This is a genomic window from Pseudomonas sp. S4_EA_1b (genome assembly GCF_016307435.1).
Lineage (GTDB): Bacteria > Pseudomonadota > Gammaproteobacteria > Pseudomonadales > Pseudomonadaceae > Aquipseudomonas > Aquipseudomonas rhodesiae.
In genome coordinates, this window is the sequence record NZ_JAEILC010000062.1 from 114,646 (window position 1) to 139,333 (window position 24,688).

16 protein-coding genes are annotated in these 24,688 nt (G+C 63.8%); 11 read left to right on the plus strand and 5 right to left on the minus strand.

Annotated features, from left to right (window positions below; translation table 11 throughout):
- The first annotated feature begins 71 nt into the window (after window positions 1-71).
- Complete coding sequence (locus YA0848_RS20315) at window positions 72-1,544, plus strand: winged helix-turn-helix domain-containing protein (protein ID WP_169903132.1); 1,473 nt, start codon at window positions 72-74, stop codon at window positions 1,542-1,544.
- Here the strand turns inward: YA0848_RS20315 and YA0848_RS20320 are convergent.
- Entirely contained in the window at window positions 1,491-4,259 is a 2,769-nt protein-coding gene (locus YA0848_RS20320) for an ATP-binding protein (protein ID WP_198712253.1), read from the minus strand. The genes YA0848_RS20315 and YA0848_RS20320 overlap by 54 nt on opposite strands.
- 58 nt (window positions 4,260-4,317) lie before the next feature.
- Window positions 4,318-4,716 (minus strand): helix-turn-helix domain-containing protein, encoded by a 399-nt coding sequence (locus tag YA0848_RS20325; RefSeq protein ID WP_034098366.1) that lies wholly within the window; start codon window positions 4,714-4,716, stop codon window positions 4,318-4,320.
- A gap of 215 nt (window positions 4,717-4,931) precedes the next feature.
- On the opposite strand from YA0848_RS20325, the gene YA0848_RS20330 reads away from it, so the two are divergent.
- Window positions 4,932-5,840: a LysR family transcriptional regulator gene (locus YA0848_RS20330; protein ID WP_034098364.1), complete on the plus strand. Its 909-nt coding sequence runs from the start codon at window positions 4,932-4,934 to the stop codon at window positions 5,838-5,840.
- A gap of 63 nt (window positions 5,841-5,903) precedes the next feature.
- Here the strand turns inward: YA0848_RS20330 and YA0848_RS20335 are convergent, their stop codons facing one another.
- A complete protein-coding gene (locus YA0848_RS20335; RefSeq protein WP_034098362.1) occupies window positions 5,904-7,148 on the minus strand; it encodes a methionine gamma-lyase in 1,245 nt (414 codons plus the stop codon).
- A 123-nt stretch (window positions 7,149-7,271) separates the two neighbouring features.
- On the opposite strand from YA0848_RS20335, the gene YA0848_RS20340 reads away from it, so the two are divergent.
- The 7 genes from YA0848_RS20340 to uvrA all read left to right on the plus strand — a co-directional run bounded on the left by YA0848_RS20340 (window position 7,272) and on the right by uvrA (window position 17,871).
- Complete coding sequence (locus tag YA0848_RS20340; RefSeq protein WP_034098361.1) at window positions 7,272-7,742, plus strand: Lrp/AsnC family transcriptional regulator; 471 nt, start codon at window positions 7,272-7,274, stop codon at window positions 7,740-7,742.
- A 69-nt stretch (window positions 7,743-7,811) separates the two neighbouring features.
- Window positions 7,812-8,429, plus strand: a complete 618-nt coding sequence (gene lexA, locus YA0848_RS20345) for a transcriptional repressor LexA (protein ID WP_034098359.1) — start codon at window positions 7,812-7,814, stop codon at window positions 8,427-8,429.
- Entirely contained in the window at window positions 8,429-9,043 is a 615-nt protein-coding gene (gene imuA, locus YA0848_RS20350; RefSeq protein ID WP_034098357.1) for a translesion DNA synthesis-associated protein ImuA, read from the plus strand. The genes lexA and imuA overlap by 1 nt, the downstream gene beginning before the upstream one ends.
- Before the next feature lie 7 nt (window positions 9,044-9,050).
- Window positions 9,051-10,466: a Y-family DNA polymerase gene (locus YA0848_RS20355; protein WP_169903130.1), complete on the plus strand. Its 1,416-nt coding sequence runs from the start codon at window positions 9,051-9,053 to the stop codon at window positions 10,464-10,466.
- The gene (locus tag YA0848_RS20360; protein WP_184315849.1) at window positions 10,463-13,534 is read left to right on the plus strand and encodes an error-prone DNA polymerase; all 3,072 of its coding nucleotides are present in this window, start codon (window positions 10,463-10,465) and stop codon (window positions 13,532-13,534) included. Before YA0848_RS20355 ends, YA0848_RS20360 begins: the two co-directional genes overlap by 4 nt.
- A 108-nt stretch (window positions 13,535-13,642) precedes the next feature.
- Window positions 13,643-15,343, plus strand: a complete 1,701-nt coding sequence (locus YA0848_RS20365) for an ATP-binding protein (protein ID WP_169903128.1) — start codon at window positions 13,643-13,645, stop codon at window positions 15,341-15,343.
- 8 nt (window positions 15,344-15,351) lie between these two features.
- Window positions 15,352-17,871: an excinuclease ABC subunit UvrA gene (gene uvrA / locus YA0848_RS20370; protein WP_034098349.1), complete on the plus strand. Its 2,520-nt coding sequence runs from the start codon at window positions 15,352-15,354 to the stop codon at window positions 17,869-17,871.
- 54 nt (window positions 17,872-17,925) lie between these two features.
- Here uvrA and tkt read toward each other — a convergent pair whose 3' ends face one another.
- A complete protein-coding gene (tkt, locus tag YA0848_RS20375) occupies window positions 17,926-19,980 on the minus strand; it encodes a transketolase (RefSeq protein ID WP_169903127.1) in 2,055 nt (684 codons plus the stop codon).
- Window positions 19,981-20,155: 175 nt separating this feature from the next.
- Between tkt and YA0848_RS20380 the strand changes: the two genes are divergently transcribed.
- Window positions 20,156-20,380 (plus strand): DUF465 domain-containing protein, encoded by a 225-nt coding sequence (locus YA0848_RS20380; RefSeq protein WP_034098345.1) that lies wholly within the window; start codon window positions 20,156-20,158, stop codon window positions 20,378-20,380.
- A gap of 66 nt (window positions 20,381-20,446) precedes the next feature.
- On the opposite strand, the gene hglS is transcribed toward YA0848_RS20380, so the two are convergent.
- The gene (gene hglS, locus YA0848_RS20385; protein ID WP_169903126.1) at window positions 20,447-21,823 is read right to left on the minus strand and encodes a 2-oxoadipate dioxygenase/decarboxylase HglS; all 1,377 of its coding nucleotides are present in this window, start codon (window positions 21,821-21,823) and stop codon (window positions 20,447-20,449) included.
- A 196-nt stretch (window positions 21,824-22,019) separates the two neighbouring features.
- Between hglS and YA0848_RS20390 the strand changes: the two genes are divergently transcribed.
- Complete coding sequence (locus YA0848_RS20390) at window positions 22,020-24,650, plus strand: MGH1-like glycoside hydrolase domain-containing protein (protein ID WP_169903125.1); 2,631 nt, start codon at window positions 22,020-22,022, stop codon at window positions 24,648-24,650.
- The last annotated feature ends 38 nt before the right edge of the window (window positions 24,651-24,688 follow it).

Genomic DNA, 24,688 nt, shown 5'->3' on the forward strand with positions numbered 1-24,688 from the left:
AGATAACGCCAAGCCCATGGAAAAGGATGCGCGAACGCCCAAGAACGGGTGTTTCAGCGCGATGACGAGACATGAACAACCCTCAGTCGATGGACGCTGATGGCACACTGCGCTTTGGTGCTTATGTCTTTCACCGCCAGCAACGCCTGGTCAGCAAGGCGGGTTGGCCGGTGCCGCTTGGCGGGCGCGCGCTGGACATCCTCGCGGTGCTGCTCGAAACGCCGGGACAATTCATCGACAAGGCGACCTTGATCGAGCGCGTCTGGCCGTGCAGCGTGGTGGAAGAGAATAACCTGCGTGTGCACATCGCCGCGTTGCGCCGGGCGTTCGATGGGCAACGCTACATCCTCAATGATCCTCATCGCGGCTATTGCTTCGCGGCACCGGTGCACGGCGCACTGCCTTCGGTGGCGACGCCGTGCCATAACCTGGTTGCTCGGCTGACGCCGGTGATAGGCCGTGACGAAGTATTAGGCGTGCTGGTGCGGCGCCTGTCCGGCCAACGCCTGATGACCCTCACGGGTTGCGCCGGGGTGGGTAAGAGCACCCTGGCATTGGCCCTGGCCGAGCGGGTCTTGCCGCGCTATCGCGACGGCGTATGGTGGGTCGACCTGGCCACGGTGCAGACGCCGAAGGCGATGCTGGAGCAGGTGGCCGCGGTGCTGCAGCTGCAAGCCGGGAGCAGCGCCCATGAGCTGGGACGGCACTTGGCTTCGCGCCAGTTGCTGTTGGTGCTCGACGGCGTTGACCTGCTATTGGTCGCGTGCCGGCAGTGGCTGCGCGTATTGCGTGAACTGGCGCCCCGGGTCAGCGTGCTGATCAGCAGCCGTGAACCGCTGCACCTTCCCGGCGAATGGGTGCTGCGCGTACCGCGCCTGGCGGTGCCCGCACCGGCGGCACTGGCCAGTGTCGAACAGGCGTTGGCCTGCCCGGCGGTGCAGCTGTTCGTGGCGCGCGCGCGGGCCGGGCAGCAAGGCTTTGAGTTGCGTCTTCAGGATCTGGCGCCGCTGCGCGATATCGTGCGGCGCCTCGACGGCATTCCCCTGGCACTGGAGCTGGCGGCGGCGCAGGTCGACGCGCTAGGCATGCGTGGCGTGCAGGCGCAGCTGTGCAAGGGCTTACAGGTCTTGACTCGGGGGCGCCGCACGGCGGTTGAGCGGCATCAGTCCCTCGCGGCAGCCCTGGATTGGACCTACCAGCGCCTGAGCCTGCCGGAGCGCTGGTTGTTCCTGCAATTGGGGCTGTTCAAGCACGCGGTGAACTTGCCGACGTTGAGCGCGTTGGTGGCCGGCACCGAACTGGAGCATGCCGACCTGGCGTACCTGCTGACACGCTTGGTGAATGTCTCGCTGCTCAGCGTGGAGCCTGGTCCCGGATTGCCGCGTTACCGCCTGCTCAATTGCCTGCGCGGCTATGCCCTGATGCAGTTGCGCGACCCACGGCAAGTGCAACGTTTGCAGCAGGGCTATGGGCATTACCTGGGGCTGGGTTCAGGCCGGCCGTTTGTCCTGCAACTGGTCGAGCAGGCGGCGAGCGTCGACTAGATCCGGCGTCGCGAACCCTTCGCTAAACCGTTCGTACACGCCTTTGAGCAGGTCGCGGGCGGCATCCGCGCGGCCCAGGCTTTGCCATAGTGCCATCGATGCGGCGCTGCGCAGTTCCCAGGCCAGGGCGCCTTGGGTGTTGGCCAGGTCGAGGGCTTCGCGCAGCAGGGGTTCGGCAGCCAACATATCGCCCTGGCCCAACATCTGCTCGGCGGTTACCCGCAATAGTTCCGGCGCGCACCAACCGGCGGCCCCCGTGCGTGCACGCGCGGCGTTCTGTGCATCGACCGGGCAGGAGCCGAGCGTAATCAGAATGTCTTCGATCAGCCCCAGACCTTGCAGGTCGCTGCGTTCCATGATGCCGATGTAATGCCCGGCCCAGGTCTGGAACAAGTGCACCCCATGTTTATGCGACTGTTCCAGCAATAGCGCTTGCAGGCGCTGCGCCGCCGTCTGGTCGCCGTTGTAGCGTGCGATCACCACGCCGGCCAGGGCCAGGGTGTAGCAGATCGAGGTGCCGTGGTTGACCTGCACGGCCAGTTCCAATGCCTGGCTGGCGGTGCGCCAGGCGCGTTCGGGGTAACCCTGCAGCCATAGGATGCGCGCCAGGACGGTCAATGAAGCAACATTCTGGTCGTACTGTATGCCGATGCCGTGGGCGAACCGGTTCAAGTGGCCGCTGTGGGCCATGCGCTGGATCAGCTGTTCGGCATTCTGGCGGGCCAGGACCTGGTCGCCAGTGAAATGCTGGGCCAGCACCTGCAGGCGCTGATTGCTCAAGCCCAGCAGCGGATCGGTGCGCGGATCGAGGCGATCGAACTGCACGCTCTGGGCCCGCGCCTGGTCATAGCGCCCGCCACAGAGGTCGACCGCCATTTGCCCGGAGATCGCGCGCAACTGGCCGCCCAGGTCCTGGCTCTGCTCGGCCAGGCGCGCGGCTTCGGCGAATGCCGTGCCGCTCTGGGCCGCGCCGCCGACTGCGTGATAAACCAGGCTGCCCAAGGCCAGTTGCAGCTGCATCGCCAGGCGCGGGCAGGGCGCTTGGGCCTTGTCCATCAGGGCCAGGGCCTTGCCCACGTACAAAGCGTGTTCGCGCAGCAGCGACAGTTCCTGCCACAGCGGCATGGCGCTGACCGTCAACTTGATCGCCAGCGCCGACGCACCGCCCGTGCCGAGGCCCCAGTCCAGCGCCGCGCGGATGTCTTCGCGCAGCGGGGCGTAGCGGTCGATCCACGGCTGGGTCGCGAGTAGCGACCAATCGGCCTGTGCCTGTTCCATCAGCGCCAGGCAACGCGCCGCGTGACGTTCGCGGGTGGCGTCCAGCTCGCCGGCGAGGCTGAGTTTTTCCAGGGCGTAGGTGCGGGTGATGTCCAGCAGGCGATACACCATATCGTCATCGCTGGGTTCTACGTTCAGCAGGGATTTGCCCACCAGTTGGCTGATCGAGCCGGGTACCTCGGCCGGGGCGAGCGCTGCGCCGGCAATCACCGCCGTCGCGCTGGCCAGGCTGAAGCCGCCGCGAAACACCGCTAGACGGCGCAGGCAGATTTGCTCGCCGGCACTGAGCAGGTTGAAGCTCCAGTCCAGGGTTGCGCGCAGGGTGTGATGACGGGGCAGGTCACTGCGCTGGCCACGGTTGAGCAGGCGCACGTTATCGTTGATTTGCGCCAGCAATCCCGACAGGCCGAAACGCTCGATCTGCGCCGCCGCCAGTTCAATGGCCAGGGGAATCCCATCGAGGCGCTGGCAGATATCGATGGCCAGGGGCAGCTCGGTGTCGCTCAGTTCAAAGCTGTCCTGATGGGCCATGGCCCGCTCGATCAACAGTTGCAAGGCCGGGTAACCCAGGGCCTGGGCACGGTTGCCGGAGGCGGGTGGGCAGGCCAGCGGCTCCAGGCGTTGCACCGACTCGCCCTCGGCGCGCAACGCTTCGCGGCTGGTGGCCAAGATGTGCAGGTGGGGCGCGTGGCGCAGCAAGGTTTCGCTGATCAGTGCGATGTCGTCCAGCAGGTGTTCGCAGTTGTCGATCACCAGCAGCAACTGGCGCTCCTGCAAGCTGCGCGCGAAAGCCACCAGCGGCCCTTGTTCGGCCGGCGCCAGGTCGAGCAGGGCGGCGAGGTTGGGCAGGATCATCGATGGCGTGCTCAGCGGCGCCAGGTCCAGCAGGTGAATGCCGTCGCGGTAGTGGCCGATCAGCAATTCCGCCACCCGCAGGGCGACGGTGGTTTTACCGATGCCGCCGGCGCCGGTCAGGGTGATAAAGCGTTGCGTGGGCAGTTGTTGCACCAGGCGGTCGATCAAGGCCTGGCGCCCGATCATGCGAGTGCGGCGCAGGGGCAGGTTGTGGCACGGGCGTTGAGGCGCACCGTCGCTGGGTAGGCTCATCGGTTCGATGCTCAATGGCGCAACAAAACTGTAGCCGCGCTGGGCCACGGTGACGATATAGCGCTGCCCGGCCTGGCCATCGCCCAACGCTTTACGCAAGGCCGCCATATGCACCCGCAGGTTGCCGTCCTCCACCACGCTTGTCGGCCACACCCGCGCGATCAGCTCCTGCTTGCTCACCACGTTGCCGGCCTGCTCCAGCAGGATCAGCAGGATATCCACCGCGCGCCGCCCCAGGCGTAGCGGCCGACCGGCCTCCAGCACCAGGCGTTGGCGCGGGTGGATACGGTAGGGGCCGAACTGCACGGCCTGATCGCGGAGGTCGTTCATGGGTGGCCATGCTCTGGGAACGGTAGGCGGCCAGCATAGGCCAGGCGTGTCTGGATCACTAGGCGGCGATCACATGGGGCTTGTGACGCAGTTGGTGATTTCGCCAGGTCATTGGGTTGACCCCTTCACTGCGGGTAAACATGTGGCAGAAGTGCGCCTGGTCGCAGAACCCGCACTCCAGGCTGATCTGCGTGAGGCTCAGGGAGGACGTGGTGATCAGCTCCTTGGCACGCTGGATGCGCTGTTGGCGGATCCATTCCTGGGGCGACAGCCCGGTGCTGCACTTGAAAGCGCGAGAAAAATGGCTGCGCGACAGGGCGCAGGCCTGGGCCAGCTCGGCGATGGTCAGGCTTTCGCCGAGGTTGGCCAGGATCAGTTGTTTGGCGATGCGTTCGCGCCGAGGGCACAGGCCGCCAGTGGCGGGCAAGCGAGGCGCACAGTACTCAAGTCGGGCCATGACAGGTATCCGCAGTCGATGGGAGCGTTCCCGGTGAATGGATGCAGTGTAGACGGCTGCATTCTTGGCGCCGGTGCCTGTGCCTGACGAGTTAATCGTTGTTAATTTTGCCAGGTGAGGCGGTTTTTCCTGGCGAAAAAGACAGCACAGGCGTGCAATCCCGATGCCGCTGCTACGTGCTTAGCTGGCGGCCTGATAACCGTCTGGATAGCGCCATGAACCGCAACGACCTGCGCCGCGTCGACATGAACCTGCTGGTGATTTTCGAAGCCTTGATGTTCGAAAAGAACCTGACCCGAGTCGCTGAAAAACTGTTTATGGGCCAACCGGCGGTAAGCGCAGCGCTGGGGCGTTTGCGCGATCTGTTCGACGACCCGTTGCTGCTGCGCAACGGACGGGGCATGGAGCCCACGCCACGGGCAGTGGCGATACTCAAGGAGCTGCAACCGGCCATGGACACCATTTCCGGCGCGGTCAGCCGCGCCAAGGATTTCGACCCATCCACCAGCTGCGCGGTGTTCCGCATCGGTTTGTCCGATGACGCCGAGTTCGGCCTGTTTCCGCCGTTGCTTAGCCAACTGCGCGAAGAAGCGCCGGGGATCATCGTGGTGGTCCGCCGGGCCAATTACCTGTTGATGTCGTCGCTGCTGGCCAGTGGCGAGATTTCCGTAGGCGTGAGCTACACCACCGAATTGCCGGCGAACGCCAAGCGCAAGAAGCTGCGGGATATACCGTGCAAAGTGCTGCGCGGCGATGACGGCGTGGCGCCGCTGAGCCTGGATGATTACTGCCAGCGCCCCCATGCAATGGTGTCGTTTTCCGGGGACTTGAGCGGCAATATCGACCTGGACCTGGCGCGCATCGGCCGCGCCCGGCGGGTGGTACTGGCGGTGCCGCAATTCAGCGGGTTGCGGGCGTTGCTGGCGGGCACGCAGATCATCGCCACCGTGCCGGACTACGCGGCATGCGCTTTGACCGAGGGCACCACCCTGCGCGCCGAGGACCCGCCGTTTGCGATTGATGCGGCGGAGTTGTCGATGGTCTGGAGCGGGGTGCACGACAATGATCCGGCGGAGCGCTGGTTACGGGCGCGGATTGCCGAGTATATGGCACCGAGGGTTTGAGACCGGCTCAATGCCACGTGATGTCTTGTATGGGCGGGCTTGCCCCGCGTCAGGCCTGCGCCGTTATCTCGCGGCGTGGGTCGCCATCGCCTTGGCACGCGGCGCCACGCGCATGCACTTGGCCAACGCCTGGTGCACATCCGCCAGCAGGTCGGCCACATCCTCCAACCCGACCGACAACCGCACCAGACCTTCGCTGATACCGTGCTGCGCGCGTTCCTGCGGGGTGTAGGTGGAATGGGTCATGCTCGCCGGGTGTTGGGCCAGCGATTCGGCATCCCCCAGGCTGACCGCGCGGGTAAACAATTGCAGGGCGTTCATAAAGCGCCGGCCGCTGTCGATGCCGCCTTTTAGCTCGAAGGCCAGCATGCCGCCGGCCTGACCCATCTGTCGTTTTGCCAATGCGTACTGTGGGAAAGACGGCAGGCCGGGGTAGGTAACGTGCTCGACGGCGGGATGGGCCTGCAAGGCTTCGGCCACGGCTTGGGCATTACTGCAATGGCGGTCCATGCGCAGGCCCAGCGTTTTGAGACCGCGCATCAGCAAGGCCGCGTCCTGTGGCGACATCACTGCGCCGGTCAAGTCCTTGAGGCCTTGCAGGCGAATGCGCTGGGCCAGGGCCTGGTTGCTCACGGCAATGCCGGCGGTGATATCGCCGTGGCCGCTGAGGTACTTGGTGGCCGAATGCACCACCACGTCGGCACCGAGATCGAGGGGGCGTTGCAGGTAGGGAGTGCAGTAGGTGTTGTCGACCACCACGGTCACATTCGGCTGCTGGTGGGCGAGGGCGGCCACGGCGGCGATGTCCACCAGTTGCAGGGTGGGGTTGGCCGGGGTTTCGCAGTAGATCATGCGCGTGGCAGGGCTGAGCGCGGCCTGCAGCGCAGCCAGGTCGGTCAGGTCGACGTGGCGCACCTTGATGCCGAATTCACCGATGCCGTGGTGCAGCAGGGCGAAGGTGCAGCCGTAAAGGGTCTGGCTGACGATCACCTCATCGCCGGGCCGCAACAGCGTCCAGAACGTCGCGGCGATTGCGCCCATGCCGGAACTGAACGCCACCGCCGCCTCGCCGTTCTCCAGGCTGGCCATGCGCGATTCCAGCAGCGCGAGGGTGGGGTTGGAAATGCGCGTATAGAAATGCCCGTTGGCCTCACCGGCAAAACAGGCAGCGCCGTATTCGGCCGTGGGAAAGGCAAAGGTGGCGGACAAATAGATCGGCGGCACCAGGGCGCCGTGATGGTCTTTGGGGTCATAGCCGTGATGGATGGCGCGTGTGGAAAAGCCGAATGTCTTGTGTTTATTGTGCATGTCGGGCGCTCCTTGTTTCCTACAATGCTATGCTCGAAATCGCGGCCGAACTTTGCCAAGTTTGCTGCCAAATCCCGTATCAGGGGATGAAAAGACAATAAAAATAACGTTTAGAGGCACGCTATGCCCACTCACCTCGATCGTACCGATAAAGCCTTGTTAAACGCCCTGCAAAGCAATGCCCGTCTCACGGTGGCCGAACTGGCCGAGCGTGTGTCGCTAACCACCTCGCCATGCTGGCGCCGGGTACGAAACCTGGAGGAAAGCGGGGTAATCAGCGGTTACCAGGCGATCCTGTCGCCCAAGGCGCTGGGGTATGGGGTGACGGCATTTGTCAGCATCATGATGGAGAGTCACACCCAGGAGATTGCCCGCGCTTTTGAACAGCGGCTGCTGGATATTCCGGAAATCGTGGCCTGCCATAACGTGTCGGGGCGCTATGACTTCTTGCTGGAGGTGGTGGCCAAGGATCTGGAGTCGTTCGGCGAATTTGCCCGCGAGGTGCTACAGACGTTGCCGTGCGTCAAAGAGATCTATTCGAGCTTCTCCTACAAGTCGGTGCGACCGCTGCGGACTATTCCCTTACCTGCTTGATCGACTTATCGCTGGTTCAACACAACCCCGACTGACGGCTATTGTCAGAAATTTCCCACAGGAGTACAAATGTACTCCATGACGACCCTGACCCCCCGCCGTACCGCCATCCTGACCTTTATCCGCGACCGCATCGCGCAGCAAGGCCAGCCCCCCAGCCTCGCCGAGATCGCCGAGGCGTTCGGTTTTGCCTCGCGCAGCGTGGCGCGCAAGCATGTGCTGGCGCTGACCGAAGCCGGTTTTATCGAGGTCAACCCCAACCAAGCCCGTGGTATTCGCCTGCTCAATCAGCCGGCGCGACCCGAATGGCTGGATGTGCCTGTGCTTGGCCGTGTGGCCGCCGGTCTGCCGATTGGCGCCGATGCCGAAGTGCACAGCCGCCTGCAACTGGACCCGGCTACCTTCGCGAAAACACCGGATTACCTGCTACGGGTGCAGGGCGACTCGATGATCGAAGACGGCATCCTTGACGGCGACCTGGTGGGCGTGCGGCGCAGTGCCGAGGCTTTGAATGGGCAGATCGTGGTGGCGCGCCTGGACGGCGAAGTCACCATCAAACGTTTTGAACGCAACGCCGACACGGTGCGTCTGCTGCCCCGCAACCCCGCGTACCAACCCATTGTGGTGGGCCCCGACCAGGACCTGGCCATCGAAGGGGTGTTCTGCGGCCTGGTGAGGCAAGGCTGATGGGCGCCGTGGTTGCCCTGGACGCGCTGTTCAATGGTGGCCGCGTCTGGAAGGGCCGGCCCGCCGCGCCACCGGCCAGCCTGCATCCCACCGGGCTGGCGGCGCTGGATGCGGTGCTGCCCAGCGGCGGTTGGCCGGCGTCGGCCTTGAGTGAAATCCTGATGGCCAAGGACGGCGTGGGCGAATTGCAACTGGTGCTGCCGACCCTGGCGCGCTTATCGGCGGCGGGGGAGCGCATTGTGCTGGTGGCGCCGCCCTACACGCCGTACCCCCATGCCTGGCAGAACGCCGGGGTGGACGTGCGTCAGCTCTCAGTGGTGCAGGCCGAGGAGCGCGACGTGCTGTGGGCTGTGGAACAGTGCCTGCGTTCCGGCAGTTGCGGCGCCGTGTTGTGCTGGCCGCACAAGGCCGATGACCGTGCCTTGCGCCGCTTGCAGGTGGCGGCCGAAACCGGCCAGACCCTGGCTTTTGCCTGGCGTGCCCTGAGTGAAGCAATCAACCCATCGCCTGCCGCGTTGCGCCTGGCCGTCGAGGCCAGGCCCGCCCAGGTGCGCGTGCTCAAGTGTCGCGGCGGGCTGGCCCATCCGGCGCCGATTGCGTTGGCCGGGCACTGAGCTTGCCATGCGCTGGGTGTGTATTGTCTTCCCGCAATTGGCGCTGGACGGGGTGCAGCGCCTGCACCCCGAACCGGATGCGCCCTTGGCCCTGCTCGCCGGTACGCCGCAGCGGCGCGTCCTGCAAACCGTCAATGCCGCCGCGCTTGCGTTGGGCTTACGGCCTGGCCAGTCCCTGACGGCGGCCCATGCGCTGGTCAAGACCTTTGCCAGCGCCGAATACGACCCCGTGCAGATTGAGCGTTGGCAGCAATTCCTGGCGGCCTGGGCCTACCGTTTCAGTTCTCAGGTCAGCGTGTATTACCCCCGCGCCTTGTTGTTTGAAATCGAATCGAGCCTGGGGCTGTTCGGGCCCTGGCCGCTGTTCGAAGCGCGCCTGCGCAAGGAGTTGACCGAACTGGGCTTTCGCCACCGCATCGTCGCCGCGCCCAACCCGGCGGCGGCGCGGGTGTTGGCCAATCTCTATGATGGTCTGGCCGTGGCCGATGACGCCGCTTTACAGCAGGCCCTGGCCCCGTTGCCCATCGACCGCGCCGGCCTGGAGCCGCAGGCGGCTACCGCGTTATCGCGCATGGGCCTGCGTACCCTGGCCCACGTGCAGGCCCTGCCTCGGCACACCCTGGCGCGGCGGTTTGACGCCGGTCTGCTCCAGCACCTGGATGCCTTGAGCGGCCAGCGCCCGTTGGCTCTGGACTTCTACCAGCCACCCGACCGGTTTGACGTGCGCATCGAACTGAACTTCGACGTGCATTCCCATCAGGCGCTGCTATTCCCTTTGCGCCGTTTGACCGCCGATCTGTCCGCATTCCTCTGCGGTCGCGACAGTGGCGTGCAGCGTTTCGATCTGCATCTGGAACATGCCCAGGCTGCCGACAGCGTGATCAAAGTCGGCCTGCTCAGTGCCGAGCGCGAACCGGGCATGCTGTTCGAACTGGCGCGCGGGCGCCTGGAGCAGGTGCAAGTCAGCGCCCCGGTGCGCAGCCTTCGCCTGCTGGCCGAAGACCTGCCGGTGTTTGTGCCGCAGCGTCAGGACCTGTTCGACGAGCGCCCGCAACAAACCCTGCCCTGGGAGCAATTGCGCGAACGCCTGCGCGCACGCCTGGGGGATGACGCTGTGCAGGGCCTGCGCTTTCATGCCGATCATCGCCCGGAGTGTGCCTGGCAAGCGGCAGCGGACCCGCGTGCCTGCCAAGGCTTGAACAAGGTGCAGCGCCCCGGCTGGCTGCTGCCGCAACCGAGCCCATTGGCCGAGCAGGGCGTGCATATCCTGATGGGCCCGGAGCGTATCGAATCCGGCTGGTGGGACGGCGCCGATATCCGTCGCGATTATTACTTGGTGCAGACCCGCACCGGCCAACGCGGCTGGGCTTTCCGCAACGTGGGGCAGAGCGATGGCTTGTGGCTGCAAGGCTGGTTTGCATGAGCTACGCCGAGCTGCATTGCCTGTCCAACTTCAGTTTTCAGCGCGGTGCATCCAGTGCCCTGGAGTTGTTCGAACGGGCCAAGGCCCAAGGCTACAGCGCCCTGGCAATCACCGATGAGTGCAGCCTGGCGGGCATCGTGCGCGCCTGGCAGGCGGCCAAGGCGGTGGAACTGCCGCTGATCATCGGCAGCGAAGTGCGCCTGGAAAACGGCCCGAAACTGGTGCTGCTGGTGCAAGACCTCAGCGGCTACCAGCACCTGTGCCGGCTGATCACCGTGGCCCGCCGCCGCGCCGAAAAGGGCCGTTATCGCCTGCTGCAAGACGATTTCGATCAACCGATGCCCGGCCTGCTGGCGTTGTGGGTGGCGGCTGACGATGACACCCAGGCGTCGATCCAATGGCTGCGTGAGACCTTCGCCGAACGCCTGTGGTTGGCGGTGCATCTGCATTGCGGGCAGGACGATGCGCGCCACTTGCAGCAACGCCTGAACCTGGCCGCCAGTCTGCAAATACCAGCGGTGGCTTGTGGCGATGTGCATATGCACGTACGTGGGCGCCGCGCTTTGCAAGACACCATGACTGCCATCCGTCATCACGTCAGCGTGGCTGAGGCCGGCACGCGCCTGCACCCCAACGGCGAGCGGCACTTGCGCAGCCTTGACGCCCTCGGCGCGCTGTACCCGCAAGCGCTGCTCGACGAAAGCCTGGCCATCGCGCGTCGTTGCACTTTCGACCTCGGCCAGTTGCGCTATCACTACCCGCGTGAATTGGTGCCCGAGGGGCATACCGCTAAAACCTGGTTGCGCGCGGTTACCGAAGAAGGCATGGCGCGGCGCTGGCCCTACGGCGTCGAGGCCAAGACGTCAATGCAGATCGACCACGAATTGGGGCTGATCAGCGATCTGGGCTACGAAAGCTATTTCCTCACGGTGCATGACATTGTGCGCCTCGCCCGCAGCCGTTCGATCCTGTGCCAGGGCCGTGGCTCGGCGGCCAATTCGGCGGTGTGCTTTGCCCTGGGCATCACCGAGATCGACCCGAGCCTGACAAACCTGTTGTTCGAGCGGTTTTTATCCAAGGAGCGCAACGAGCCGCCGGATATCGACGTGGACTTCGAACACGAACGCCGCGAAGAAGTGCTGCAATACGTATTCCAGCGCTACGGCCGCCACCGCGCGGCGCTGACCGCGGTGGTCAGCACTTATCACGCTGCCGGCGCGGTGCGTGACGTGGCCAAGGCCTTGGGGTTGCCGCCGGATCAGATCAACGCCCTGGCCGATTGCTGCGGGCGCTGGAGTGACGACGCACCACCTCTGGAGCGCCTGCGCGAAGCAGGCTTCGACCCGCATACGCCGATCCTGCATCGGGTGCTGACCTTGACCCAGCAGCTGATCGGCTTCCCTCGGCATCTGTCCCAGCACCCCGGTGGGTTCGTGATTTCCGAGTACCCGCTGGACACCCTGGTGCCGGTGGAAAACGCCGCCATGGCCGAGCGTACGATTATCCAGTGGGACAAGGACGACCTTGACGCGGTGGGCCTGCTCAAAGTGGATATCCTTGCCTTGGGCATGCTCAGTGCGATCCGCCGTTGCTTCGATTTGCTGCGCCAGCATCGCGGTCGCGACCTGTCGCTGGCCAGCATTCCCAAGGACGACCCGGCCACCTACGCCATGATCAGCAAGGCCGACACCATTGGCGTGTTCCAGATCGAGTCGCGGGCACAGATGGCCATGCTGCCAAGGCTCAGGCCCAAGGTCTTTTATGACCTGGTAATCGAGGTCGCCATTGTGCGGCCCGGGCCGATCCAGGGCGGCATGGTGCATCCGTACCTGCGGCGGCGTAACCATGAAGAACCGACGACTTACCCGTCGCCCGAACTGAAAACCGTGTTGCAACGCACCCTGGGCATCCCGCTGTTCCAGGAGCAAGTGATGCAGATCGCTATGGTGGCCGCCGACTACAGCCCCGGCGAGGCCGACCAGTTGCGCCGTTCCATGGCCGCCTGGAAACGCCACGGCGGCCTTGAGCCCCATCGCGAGCGGTTGCGCGATGGCATGCTGAAAAACGGCTACACCGAGGCATTCGCCGCGCAGATCTTCGAGCAGATCAAGGGGTTTGGCAGCTACGGTTTCCCCGAGTCCCATGCGGCCAGTTTTGCCTTGCTGACCTACGCCAGTTGCTGGCTCAAGTGCCATGAACCGGCGGCGTTCGCGTGCGCGCTGATCAACAGTTGGCCCATGGGGTTCTACAGCCCGGACCAGATCCTGCAGGACGCGCGGCGCCATCGCTTGCAGATTCGCCCGGTGGATGTGCAGGCCAGCGACTGGGATTGCAGCCTGGAACCCATCGACGGCGCGCAACCGGCGATTCGCATGGGCTTGCGCCTGATATCGGGGTTTCGTGAAGAGGATGCCCGGCGCATCGAAGCGGCGCGCCGGCAGCAAATATTCAGCGACATCGCCGACCTGGACCGTCGCGCCGCGCTGGACTCGCGAGCCCAGGCCCTGCTCGCCGATGCCGGCGCCTTGCGTGCCCTGGCCGGCAATCGTCACCGCGCACGCTGGGAGGTGGCCGGCGTGCACAAGCAACTGGGATTGTTTGCCGGCCTGCCCAGCCCCGACGAAGACGCGGTGGTATTACCGGCGCCCACGGTCAGCGAAGACCTGCACGCCGACTATGCCACCCTGGGCACCACCCTCGGCCCGCATCCACTGGCGCTGCTGCGCGCCGAGTTGCGTCAACGACGCTGCCGCAGCTCCCGCGAGCTGATGGCGGTGGAGCATGGGCGCAATGTCAGCGTTGCCGGGCTGGTTACCGGGCGACAACGGCCCGGCACCGCCAGCGGGGTGACCTTCGTGACCCTGGAAGATGAGTTCGGCAACCTGAACGTGGTGGTCTGGCGCGACCTTGCCGAACGTCAGCGCCTGGCTCTGGTCGGCTCGCGCCTGCTCAAAGTCGATGGCCGCTGGGAAGCGGTAGGCGAGGTGAGGCACCTGATCGCCGGGCGGCTGACCGATCTGTCCGCCTTGCTCGATGGCATGGATGTGCGCAGCCGGGATTTTCGTTGAGCCCAGTAGCATATGCGGCGAATTGCCCCTAACGTATGCAAATGAAACGATCCGCCCCCGGTGCGCTCCAACTGTTGCGACCGTCCTTTCTCTGCGCAGAGCCGAACGATGCAATTTTTATCCAACCCACACGGCTGTGAAGGTTGGGCCGGTGAAATGGCCCAGCGTATTCGCGCATTCGACTGGTCAACCACTGACCTTGGACCGATCGATCGATGGTCCACCAGCCTGGCCTGCACCGTGCAAATGATGCTGGCGTCTCCCGTGCCGATGGTGATGCTGTGGGGGCGAGCGGGCTACATGATTTACAACGACAGTTACTCGGCTTTTGCCGGTGGACGTCACCCTTATCTATTGGGCACGCCGGTGGAACTGGGTTGGCCGGAAGTGGCGGATTTCAATCGGCATGTGGTGGACACCTGCCTGGCTGGCGGCACCTTATCGTTCAACAATAAAGACCTGGTGCTGTTGCGCAACGGCCTGCCGGAGACCGTGTGGCTCGATCTGTACTACAGCCCCGTCGCCGGCGATGACCAGCAACCGGCCGGGGTGTTGGCGATTGTGGTGGAGACCACCGAACTAGTGAAGTCCGAGCAGGTGCGCCAAGAACTCACGCACAACCTGGAACAGCGGGTGGCCGCCGAAGTGCAGGCGCGTTCCGCCGCTGAGGACCAGTTGCGCCAGTCGCAAAAACTGGAAGCCATTGGCGGCCTCACCGGCGGCGTGGCCCACGACTTCAACAACCTGCTGCAAGTGATCTCCGGCAACCTGCATTTGCTGGCGCGGCATGAGCCGCACAATGAGCATGTGCAACGCCGAGTCAGCGCCGCGATTGCCGCCGTGGACCGTGGCGCCAAGCTGTCGGCCCAATTGCTGGCGTTTGCTCGGCGCCAGCCGCTGTCGCCAGCGGTGTACAACCCGCTGCGTATTTACGAAACCCTGGGTGAACTGCTGCAACGCGCCTTGGGCGAAACCATTCATATCGACGTGCAATTGCCCCGCGACCCCTGGTGCATCCACGTCGACCGTCACCAGTTGGAAAACGCCTTGCTCAACCTGGCGATCAATGCCCGGGACGCCATGAAAGGCGAAGGTGTGATTCGCATCAGCGGCGAAAACATCATCCTCAACCCCGACGATTGCGTGGGCAAAAGCGTCAACCCTGGCGAATACGTGCGTCTGTCCGTGGCCGATACCGGGGTGGGCATGTCGCCGGCCATCCAGTCCAAAGTGTTCGAACCCTTCTTCACCACCAAGCGTGATGGCCACGGCACGGGCCTGGGCCTGAGTATGGTGTTCGGCTTTGTGCGTCAGAGTGGCGGCCATGTGGATGTGTGCAGCGAAGAGGGCAAGGGCACCTTGGTGCAGCTGTATTTTCCGCGCAGCCTGGGCGAGGAGTGCCTGGAGGTGCCGGCCGAGCCGGTGGTCTCTGAGTGTGGCCGGGAAACCATCCTGGTGGTGGAAGACAACGAGGGCGTGCGCCTGACCGTGGTGGAGGTGCTCGAACAATCGGGCTACACCGTGCTCACCGCCGAAGATGGCGACCAGGCCATGCGCCAGCTGCAAGCGGGCCTGCAACCGGAGCTGATTTTCACCGATGTGGTGATGCCGGGCCGGGTCAAAAGCACCGACCTGGCCGAGTGGGCGCGGGTGCAAATTCCGCCGGTGCCGGTACTGTTCACCTCCGGCCACACCCGCGACATCCTCTCCAACAACCATCTGCTGACCCCCGACATTCATCTGCTGAGCAAGCCCTACAGCCCCGAAGCCCTGACGCAACGGGTGCGCAGCGTGCTCACCGCTCGATAAGGTTGACCATGACCTCACAACGCAACCTCCCGCCGCTCACGGCCCAGGCCGCTGGCTTTGTGCGCGTGCGCGGCGCTCGCGAACACAACTTGCGCAACGTTGATGTGGACATCCCGCGCGATGCCCTGGTGGTGTTCACTGGCGTGTCCGGCTCGGGCAAATCGTCCCTGGCGTTTTCCACGGTGTATGCCGAGGCTCAACGCCGCTATTTCGAATCGGTGGCGCCTTATGCGCGGCGCTTGATCGACCAGGTGGGCGTGCCGGATGTGGACAGCATCGAAGGCCTGCCGCCGGCGGTGGCCCTGCAACAGCAGCGCGGCACGCCGAGCGCACGCTCATCGGTGGGCAGTGTGACCACCCTGTCGAGCCTGATTCGCATGCTGTATTCCCGCGCCGGTCAATACCCGGCGGGGCAGGCCATGCTGTATGCCGAGGATTTCTCGCCGAACCTGCCCCAGGGCGCGTGCCCGCAATGCCATGGGCTGGGCCGCGTGTATGAGGTAACGGAGGCGCTGATGGTGCCCGATCCGTCCCTGAGCATCCGCCAGCGCGCGGTGGCGTCCTGGCCGTTGGCGTGGCAGGGCCAGAACCTGCGCGACATCCTGGTGACGCTGGGCTATGACGTGGATATTCCGTGGCGCGACCTGCCGAAAAAACAGCGCGATTGGATTCTCTTCACCGAAGAAACCCCAACGGTGCCGGTGTATGCCGGTTTCACCCCGGAGCAGACCCGCGAGGCGCTCAAGCGCAAGTTGGAACCCAGTTACCAAGGCACGTTCAGCGGTGCGCGGCGCTATATCCTGCACACCTTCAGCCACACTCAGAGCGCGCTGATGAAAAAGCGCGTCTCGCAGTTTATGCAGGGCAGCCCTTGCCCGCTGTGCGAGGGCAAACGCCTGACCCGAGCGGCGTTGTCGGTGAAATTTGCCGGGGTGGACATCGGCGAGTTGTCCCAGCTGTCGTTGACGCAGCTGGCCGAGTTGCTGCGACCGGTGGCGGCGGGCGAAGACCGCATGAAACTGTCGGTGGAAAAGCGCCTGGCGGCGCAGCGTATCGCTGAGGACCTGCTGGAACGCGTTAATACACTGATCGAACTGGGTTTGGGCTACCTGTCCCTGGAACGCAGCACGCCGACTTTGTCGTCCGGCGAACTGCAGCGTTTGCGCCTGGCCACTCAGTTGGGCTCGCAATTGTTTGGGGTGATTTATGTGTTGGACGAACCATCGGCCGGCCTGCATCCGGCCGATGGCGAAGCCTTGTTTACCGCGCTGGAGCGGTTGAAGGCGGCGGGCAATTCGTTGTTTGTAGTCGAGCACGACCTGGAAACCATGCGCCGCGCCGATTGGCTGATCGATGTCGGCCCGGCTGCCGGCGAGCAGGGCGGGCAAGTGCTGTACAGCGGGCCGCCCGCCGGCCTGGCCGAGGTGCAGGCGTCGCAGACCCGCGAGTACCTGTTCGCCGCACCGCGTCCGGCCACTGCCGCGCGTCGTGAGCCTAGCGCCTGGCTGACGCTGGAGGGCGTAACGCGCAATAACCTTAAAGATTTGCAGGTGGATTTTCCGCTGGGCTGCTTTACCGCCGTCACCGGGGTTTCCGGTTCAGGCAAGTCCAGCCTGGTCAGCCAGGCACTGCTCGAACTGGTGGGCAGTGGCCTTGGGCGCATGGTGGAAAGCGACGAGGAACCAAGCCTGGAAGATGACGCGCCGCAAGCAAGCGGCGGACGTATCGGCGCTGGGCTGGATCATATCCGGCGTTTGGTGCAGGTGGATCAGAAACCCATCGGCCGCACGCCGCGTTCCAATCTGGCAACCTACACCGGCCTGTTCGACAACGTGCGCAAACTGTTTGCCGCCACGCCGGCAGCGAAGAAGCGCGGCTACGATGCCGGGCAATTCTCGTTCAACGTCGCCAAGGGCCGCTGCCCCAACTGCGAGGGCGAAGGCTTTGTCAGCGTCGAGTTGCTGTTTATGCCCAGCGTCTACGCACCGTGCCCAACCTGCCATGGCGCGCGCTACAACCCCGAAACCCTGGCGGTGAAGTGGCAAGGCATGAACATCGCCCAGGTGCTGGGGCTGACGGTGAACCAGGCGGTGGAGGTGTTTGCCGAACAGCCGGGCGTGCTGCGTTCGCTGGAGGTGTTGCGGGATATCGGCCTGGGTTACCTGCGCCTGGGCCAACCGGCGACGGAGCTGTCCGGCGGCGAAGCGCAGCGCATCAAATTGGCCACCGAGCTGCAACGCAATGCCCGTGGCGCCACCTTGTATGTATTGGATGAACCCACCACCGGCCTGCACCCACGGGACGTCGACCGCTTGCTCAGCCAGCTCAATCAACTGGTGGACGCGGGGCACACGGTAGTTGTGGTGGAACATGAAATGCGCGTGGTGGCCCAGAGCGACTGGGTGATCGATATCGGCCCGGGAGCCGGTGATCTGGGCGGCAACGTAGTGGCCTGCGGCACGCCGCAGAAGGTGGCCAAAAGCAAAAAGAGCCGGACTGCGCCGTTCCTTGCCAAGGCGATGATCTAATAAGTGATGGGGGCCAAAGGTAGGAGGGGGCAAGCCCCCTCCCACAGGTTTTGATCAGTGCTGGTTAAGGTCGATCTGAGCCTTGGCCTGTTTCATCACATGCTCAACCGTGAACCCGAACTTCTCCTGCAACTTGGCCAATGGAGCCGAGGCGCCGAAGCTGTTCATCACCACTTTGGCGCCAGTCTGGCCGACATAACGGTCCCAACCCAGAGGGCCGGCCTGTTCGATCACCACGCGCGCCTTCACGGCAGGCGGTAATACGCTGTCGCGGTAGGCCTGGTCCTGGTCTTCAAACAGCTCCCAGCTGGGCATCGACACCACCTGCGCGGCAATCCCTTCAGCCTTGAGCTGTTCATAGGCGGCCACGGCCAGGCTGACCTCGCTGCCCGTGGCTATCAGGATCACCTCAGGCTGGTCAGCCGCCGCCAGCACATAGGCGCCCTTGGCCGCACCACAGGCCGCCGCATAGCGGCTGCGGTCAAGCGTCGGCAACGGTTGGCGCGACAACACCAGGCAGCTGGGCCGGTGGGTCTGTGCCAGGGCGACCCGCCATAATTCCAGGGTTTCATTGGCGTCGCCCGGGCGCAGGGTCAACAGCCCTGGGGTGGCGCGCAGCTGGGTGAGGTGTTCGATAGGTTGGTGTGTCGGCCCGTCTTCACCCACGCCGATCGAGTCATGGGTAAACACGAACACCACCGGCAGCTCCATGATTGCCGCCAGGCGGATCGGCGGCTTCATGTAGTCGCTGAACACCAGGAAGGTGGAGGTGTAGGGCCGCAGGTAAGACAACGCCAGACCGTTGGCGATCGCGCCCATGGCGTGCTCGCGGATGCCGAAATGCAGGTTGCGCCCGCTGTAGTCGTCGGCGCTGAAACGCCCGGCGCCGTCGAACGTGAGGTTGGTCTTGGTCGACGGCGACAGGTCCGCCGAACCGCCAAGCAGCCAGGGGATTTGTCGGGCGAAGGCATTCAGTACTTCGCCACCGGAAGCGCGGCTGGCGACGCCCTTGGCGTCCGCTTCAAAGGTTGGCAATTCGTCTTGCCAGTGCGCAGGCATCTCGCCGGCGCGCATGCGCCGCAGTTCGTCGGCACGGTGTGGGTCCAGGCTGGCCAGGGTCTGATTCCATTGTTGGAACAACGGTTCGGCCCGCTCATACAGCGCATCGCGCAATGCCGTGCGTGCGGCATCGGGCACCAGGAACTGGGCATCCTCGGGCCAGCCATAGGCGGCCTTGGTCAGGCGGATTTCTTCATCGCCCAAGGGTTCGCCATGGGCAGCGGCGGTGTTGTGCTTATGGGGCGAGCCGTAGCCGATCACGCTGTCGACCACGATCAGGGTGGGCGCCCCGGTATTGGCCTGAAACGCTTGCAGCGCCTGGCTCAAGGCCCCCAGATCGTTGGCGTCGGTGACATGCAGCGTGTGCCAGCCATAGGCCTGGAAGCGCTTGATCACGTCCTCGCTGAACGCCAGCTCAGTATGGCCTTCGATGCTGATGGTGTTGTTGTCGTAGATCCAGCACAGATTATCCAGCTTCAGGTGGCCGGCCATGGATGCGGCCTCGCTGCTGATGCCTTCCATCATGTCGCCGTCGCCGCACAGGGTGTAGACGTTGTAATCGAACAGCACCTGGCCGTCGCGGTTGAAACGCTCAGCCAGCCAACGCTCGGCCATGGCCATGCCGACGCTATTGGCGCACCCCTGGCCCAGCGGGCCGGTGGTGGTCTCGACACCGGTGGTCATGCGGTATTCCGGGTGCCCCGGCGTCTTCGAGTTAGCTTGGCGGAACTGCTTGATATCGTCCAGGCTGATCGCCGGCTGGCCGGTGCGCTGACCGTGGGCATCGACCTCCACCACGCCGGCCAAGTGCAGTAGCGAATACAACAGCATCGAGGCATGCCCCACCGACAACACAAAACGATCTCGGTTAGGCCAATCAGGCTGCTCCGGGTGGTAGCGCAAAAATCGGCTCCACAGCGTATACCCCACCGGCGCCAGGCCCATGGGCGTGCCGGGATGGCCGGAATTGGCCTTCTGCACGGCATCCATCGCCAGGGTACGCAGGGTGTTGATGCATTGAGTGTCGACAGCAGTGGCTGGATGAGTCATGAACCGGTCTCCCTCGGGTTGCGATCTGCAGTGGAGGGCAGGGCGTCGTAAAAGGTTTGATCTCATCTCACCTGCCGCGACGAACGGGGCAAGATTCACCCAGGACATGACAAAGCCCGTGAGAATGGTCTAGCTTCAAGGTCGTAAGCCATCGATCAACATGCGGAGGTACGCCATGCCAGTGAAACACGACCTGTATCAGGATTTGGGGTTGAGCAAGGAGGCCGTTCACGAACGCAGGGCAAGTGACAAACGCCTGGATTCGCTGCTCGACCAATACGACGTCGCCGACGCGGAAGTGGTAAAGGCCGAAGGAGCAAGTGCCAGCGATGAAGACGTGGAGAAACTGAAGAAAAAACGCTTGTTGGTCAAAGATAAGATTGTGGCGCAGTTGGGCTGAGCAGAACCAAGGAGCGAGCACGCTCGCTCCTACATCGTTTGTCCCGAAGTGTTTGAAAGGCAGCGATTATTCCAACAACGCCCGCATACACTCATCCACCGACCGCTGTTGTGTCTCCCCATACAACTTCAATTCATCAATCGTCGGGCTGCCGAGGGCTTTTTCGAATTCAGCCTGGTTTGAGTTGGCTGCGTAGTGGCTTTGCGCAGCGTCCCCCAGGTTCGACTGGAAGATCCCCGCCGCGCTGACCGGCAGGAAGTCCTCGTACACCAGCGGTTCCACATCGATATGGCCTGCGTCGATCAGCTCCGGCAGGGTGCGGGGTTGTGCGGGGTTGCCGCGTGCGGCCAGGCCTTGGGCAGTGGCGAAGTAGCGGAAGTAGGCCAGGCCCTGTTCGCGTAGTTGCGCGTAGGTGTCGGGGAAGGCCTGGAAATGGTGCGCCAGCAGTTGACCATAGCGCCCGGCGTTCGCCTCGCTGGGGAACGCCCCCAGTTCATCGCGGGCGGCGTTCAGCAGTCGGTCATACAGCGCGCGGCCCTTGGGCGTGAGTGCGACGCCGCGTTGCTCGATTTCGCCGAAACGTGCGCTGTGGCTGCCTTGGGCGTCGGTGAACGCGATGGGTTCGTCGAGGGCTTTGAAGCTGGTCTGGCGCAGCAGGATCGGGCACTGGCGGGGTGGCGGGCCTTCGATGACGGCCTTGGGTGTGATGCCTTTGCCGGGCATGGCCGCTTGCACCTGGTCGATGTCCAGCGTGCGCGGAGTGAGATGGTTGATATGCGGGCCTTTGAAGGCCACCACGTCGGCGATCAGGCGGTGTTGGTCGCTGAGTTGCTGGTACTGTGCGGCGTTGACGGTCGCGGTGTGGTGCCAGCGGAAGGTTTCCAGGGCCTGTCGGATAAATTCATCGGCATCCTCGACATTTAGGCCACCGTCTCGCTCCGCTTGTTCGATCAGCGCCAGGGCGCCCGGGGTGAAGATCGAGCGCTTGGCCAAGGCGTTTTCGGCGAAGGCGCGCAGGTCGGGATTTTCAATCAGTTCCAGGCGCAGCAGCGAGGTGAACACGCGGAACGGGCTGGTTTGCAGCGCGCTTTCATGCACCGCACGAAATGCCGTGGAGTGCACCGGCACGCCCGCCGGCGTCAGGTCGTAATAACCCACCGGCTGCATGCCCATAACCGCGAACAAACGGCGGATGGTTGCCAGCTCGGCAGCCGTGCCCAGGCGAATCGCGCCGTGGCGTTCCATATCCAGGCGTTGCATCTCGCCGGTGCGCTGCAGGTGCTGTGCCAGCCGCGGATCAGCCTCCAGCGTCTGCGCGTTGACCTGCGCCACCAGCTCCATCAGCGCGCCATACAGCGGGACTTCAGCGCGGTACATCTCGGACATGGCCTTGGAAAAACCCTTGCGGATCTCGTCGGGGCTGACATGGGCGCTGGCTGGCATAGAAAAATTCCTGATGACAATGAAAGAGGGCGTGGCCGTTGTCCGGATTTTGTTGAGCCCCGAGGCGGCTTGCAAACGAAGAATCCTCTGGACTTCATTCTGCAAACGAATGAGTCAAGGTAAAACCGAGTTCATGTGCATTGATACGGGGATGGGTTCTACACTGGCCGCCAACCAGTGCCTGTTGGAGGGTTGGATGACCGCATCTATTCTGCAAACGATCGAGGGCCAGCGCCTGGTGGGTGAGGGCGCCGATGCCTGGCGCGTGTGGGGCCCGTATTTAAGTGAGCGCCAGTGGGGCACGGTACGAGAGGACTACAGTGCCGACGGCGATGCCTGGCGTTTCTTTCCCCATGATCACGCACGTAGCCGCGCTTATCGCTGGGGCGAAGATGGTCTGGCCGGGTTCAGCGACAAGGCGCAGCATTGGTGCCTGGGCCTGGCGCTATGGAACGAGCGCGACCCGATCATCAAGGAGCGTCTTTTCGGCCTGAACAACGCTGAAGGCAACCACGGGGAGGACGTCAAGGAACTGTACTTTTTCGTCGATGGCGTGCCGAGTCATGCCTACATGCGCATGCTCTACAAGTACCCGCATGCAGCGTTCCCCTATGATGATTTGGTCGCCGAGAACGCCCGACGAGGCTTGGGCGATGCTGAGTATGAAATCCTCGATACCGGGGTGTTCGAGGACAACCGTTATTGCGATGTCAGCGTCGAATACGCCAAGCACCAGCCAGACGATATTTTCATGCGCATCATCGTGCATAACCGCTCGCCGCAGCCGACGCGCCTGCAGGTGCTGCCTCAGTTGTGGGCGCGCAATGACTGGAGCTGGACCTTCGATGCACCCAAGCCACGGTTGAGCCTGGACGGCGAGCGGGTGTTGGCGCGTCATCCTGCATTGCCGGATCGCTGGCTCAGCGCCTGGGGCCAGGACGGGCTGGAGTGGCTGTTCTGCGAAAACGAGAGCAACACCACTCGCCTCGATGGGCAGCCAGCATCGGGGCCGTTCAAGGATGGCATCAACGATTACGTGGTGAACGCGGCGCATTCGGCGATTCGTCGCGACGCCGGCACCAAGGTCGCCGCGCGTTTCATCCTCGATCTGCCAGGGCTGGCGAGCCAGACCCTGTACCTGCGCTTCGCCCCCGTGGAAGCGCCCCAGGTCCATGCCCGCAAACTGTTCGAACAACGCCGCCGGGAAGCGGATGACTTTTACGCGGCATTGCAACACGGCATCAGCGACGCAGACGCGCGCAATGTGCAGCGCCAGGCCCTGGCAGGGTTGCTTTGGTCCAAACAGCTGTACTACTTCGACGTCAACCAATGGCTCGACGGCGATCCCACCCAACCTGCGCCGCCGCCCGAGCGCTTGCACCTGCGCAATAGCCATTGGCGGCACCTGTCCAATTTCGACATCCTGACCATGCCCGACACTTGGGAATACCCCTGGTATGCCTCCTGGGACCAAGGGTTCCAGGCCGTTGCCATGGCGTTGATCGATCCGGGGTATGCCAAGCACCAGTTGTTACTGCTGGTCAAAGATCGCTTTATGCATCCCAACGGCCAATTGCCGGCGTACGAATGGCGTTTCGACGATGCCAACCCGCCGGTCCATGGATGGGCCAGTTGGCGCGTGTATCAGCAGGACAAGGCGCTGACCGGTATCGGTGATTTGGACTTTCTTGAACGGATTTTCCACAAGCTGCTGTTGAATTTTTCCTGGTGGGTCAACCGCAAGGACGCTGAGGGGCGCAATCTGTTCCAGGGCGGCTTCCTGGGCCTGGATAACATCGCCCTGTTCGATCGCTCGGCTGCGATGCCGCCTGGCTATCAGCTCGATCAGGCCGACGGCACGGCGTGGGTGGCGGCCTATGCGCTGGATTTGATGCGTATCGCTCTGGAGTTGGCCAAGCGCAATCCCGTGTATGTGGATATTGCGGTGAAATTTTTCGAGCATTTCTTGTATATCGCCGGTGCCATCAACCGGGTCGACGATAGCCAGGAAGGCCTATGGGATGAGCAGGACCTGTTCTTCTACGATGTGCTGCGTCGCCCAGACGGCCAGAACGAACCGGTACGCCTGCGTTCCATCGTCGGCCTGATGCCGCTGTTTGCCGTGCTGGTGTTGGAGCAACGCGAGCATGAAGGTTTGCCTGGGCTACGCGAGCGCCTGCTGGGGTTTATGCACCACCGGCCCGATTTGGCCGCACTGGTATCGCGCTGGAACGAACCGGGACAGGGCAATCGCCTGTTGCTGGCGCTGCTGCGTGGCGAACGGACCAAGGATCTGCTGCGGCGCATGCTGGCTGACGACGAGTTTCTCTCAACGTTTGGCGTGCGCTCACTATCCACGGCGTTCGCGGACCAACCCCTGGCACTGAAGATAAATGGCGATACGTTGTGCGCGCGTTACCAGCCAGGTGAATCCGACTCGCGGCTGTACGGCGGTAATTCCAATTGGCGCGGGCCGTTGTGGATGCCCATCAACTACATGCTGATCGAGTCCCTGCGCGAGTTTGAGCGTTATTACGCCGATCACTTTTCGGTGGAGTACCCGGCGGGCAGCGGTTATCTGGCGTCACTGGGAGAAGTGGCCGACGGCCTCAGCCAGCGGTTGACTCGCTTGTTTCTATTGGATGAAAACGGTTCACGCCCGTCGATGGCGGGGTATGCGCAGTTGGAGACTGATCCCCTCAGCCGTGAGCTGGTGTTGTTTCACGAATATTTCCATGGCGAAACCGGCCGCGGCCTGGGGGCGTCACACCAAACCGGGTGGAGTGCATTGGTTGCGTTGTTATTAAGTGTTGCGCCGAAGGCTTGAGGGGAATAAGGCCGATATGCGGTTAGTCGGAGGCCACC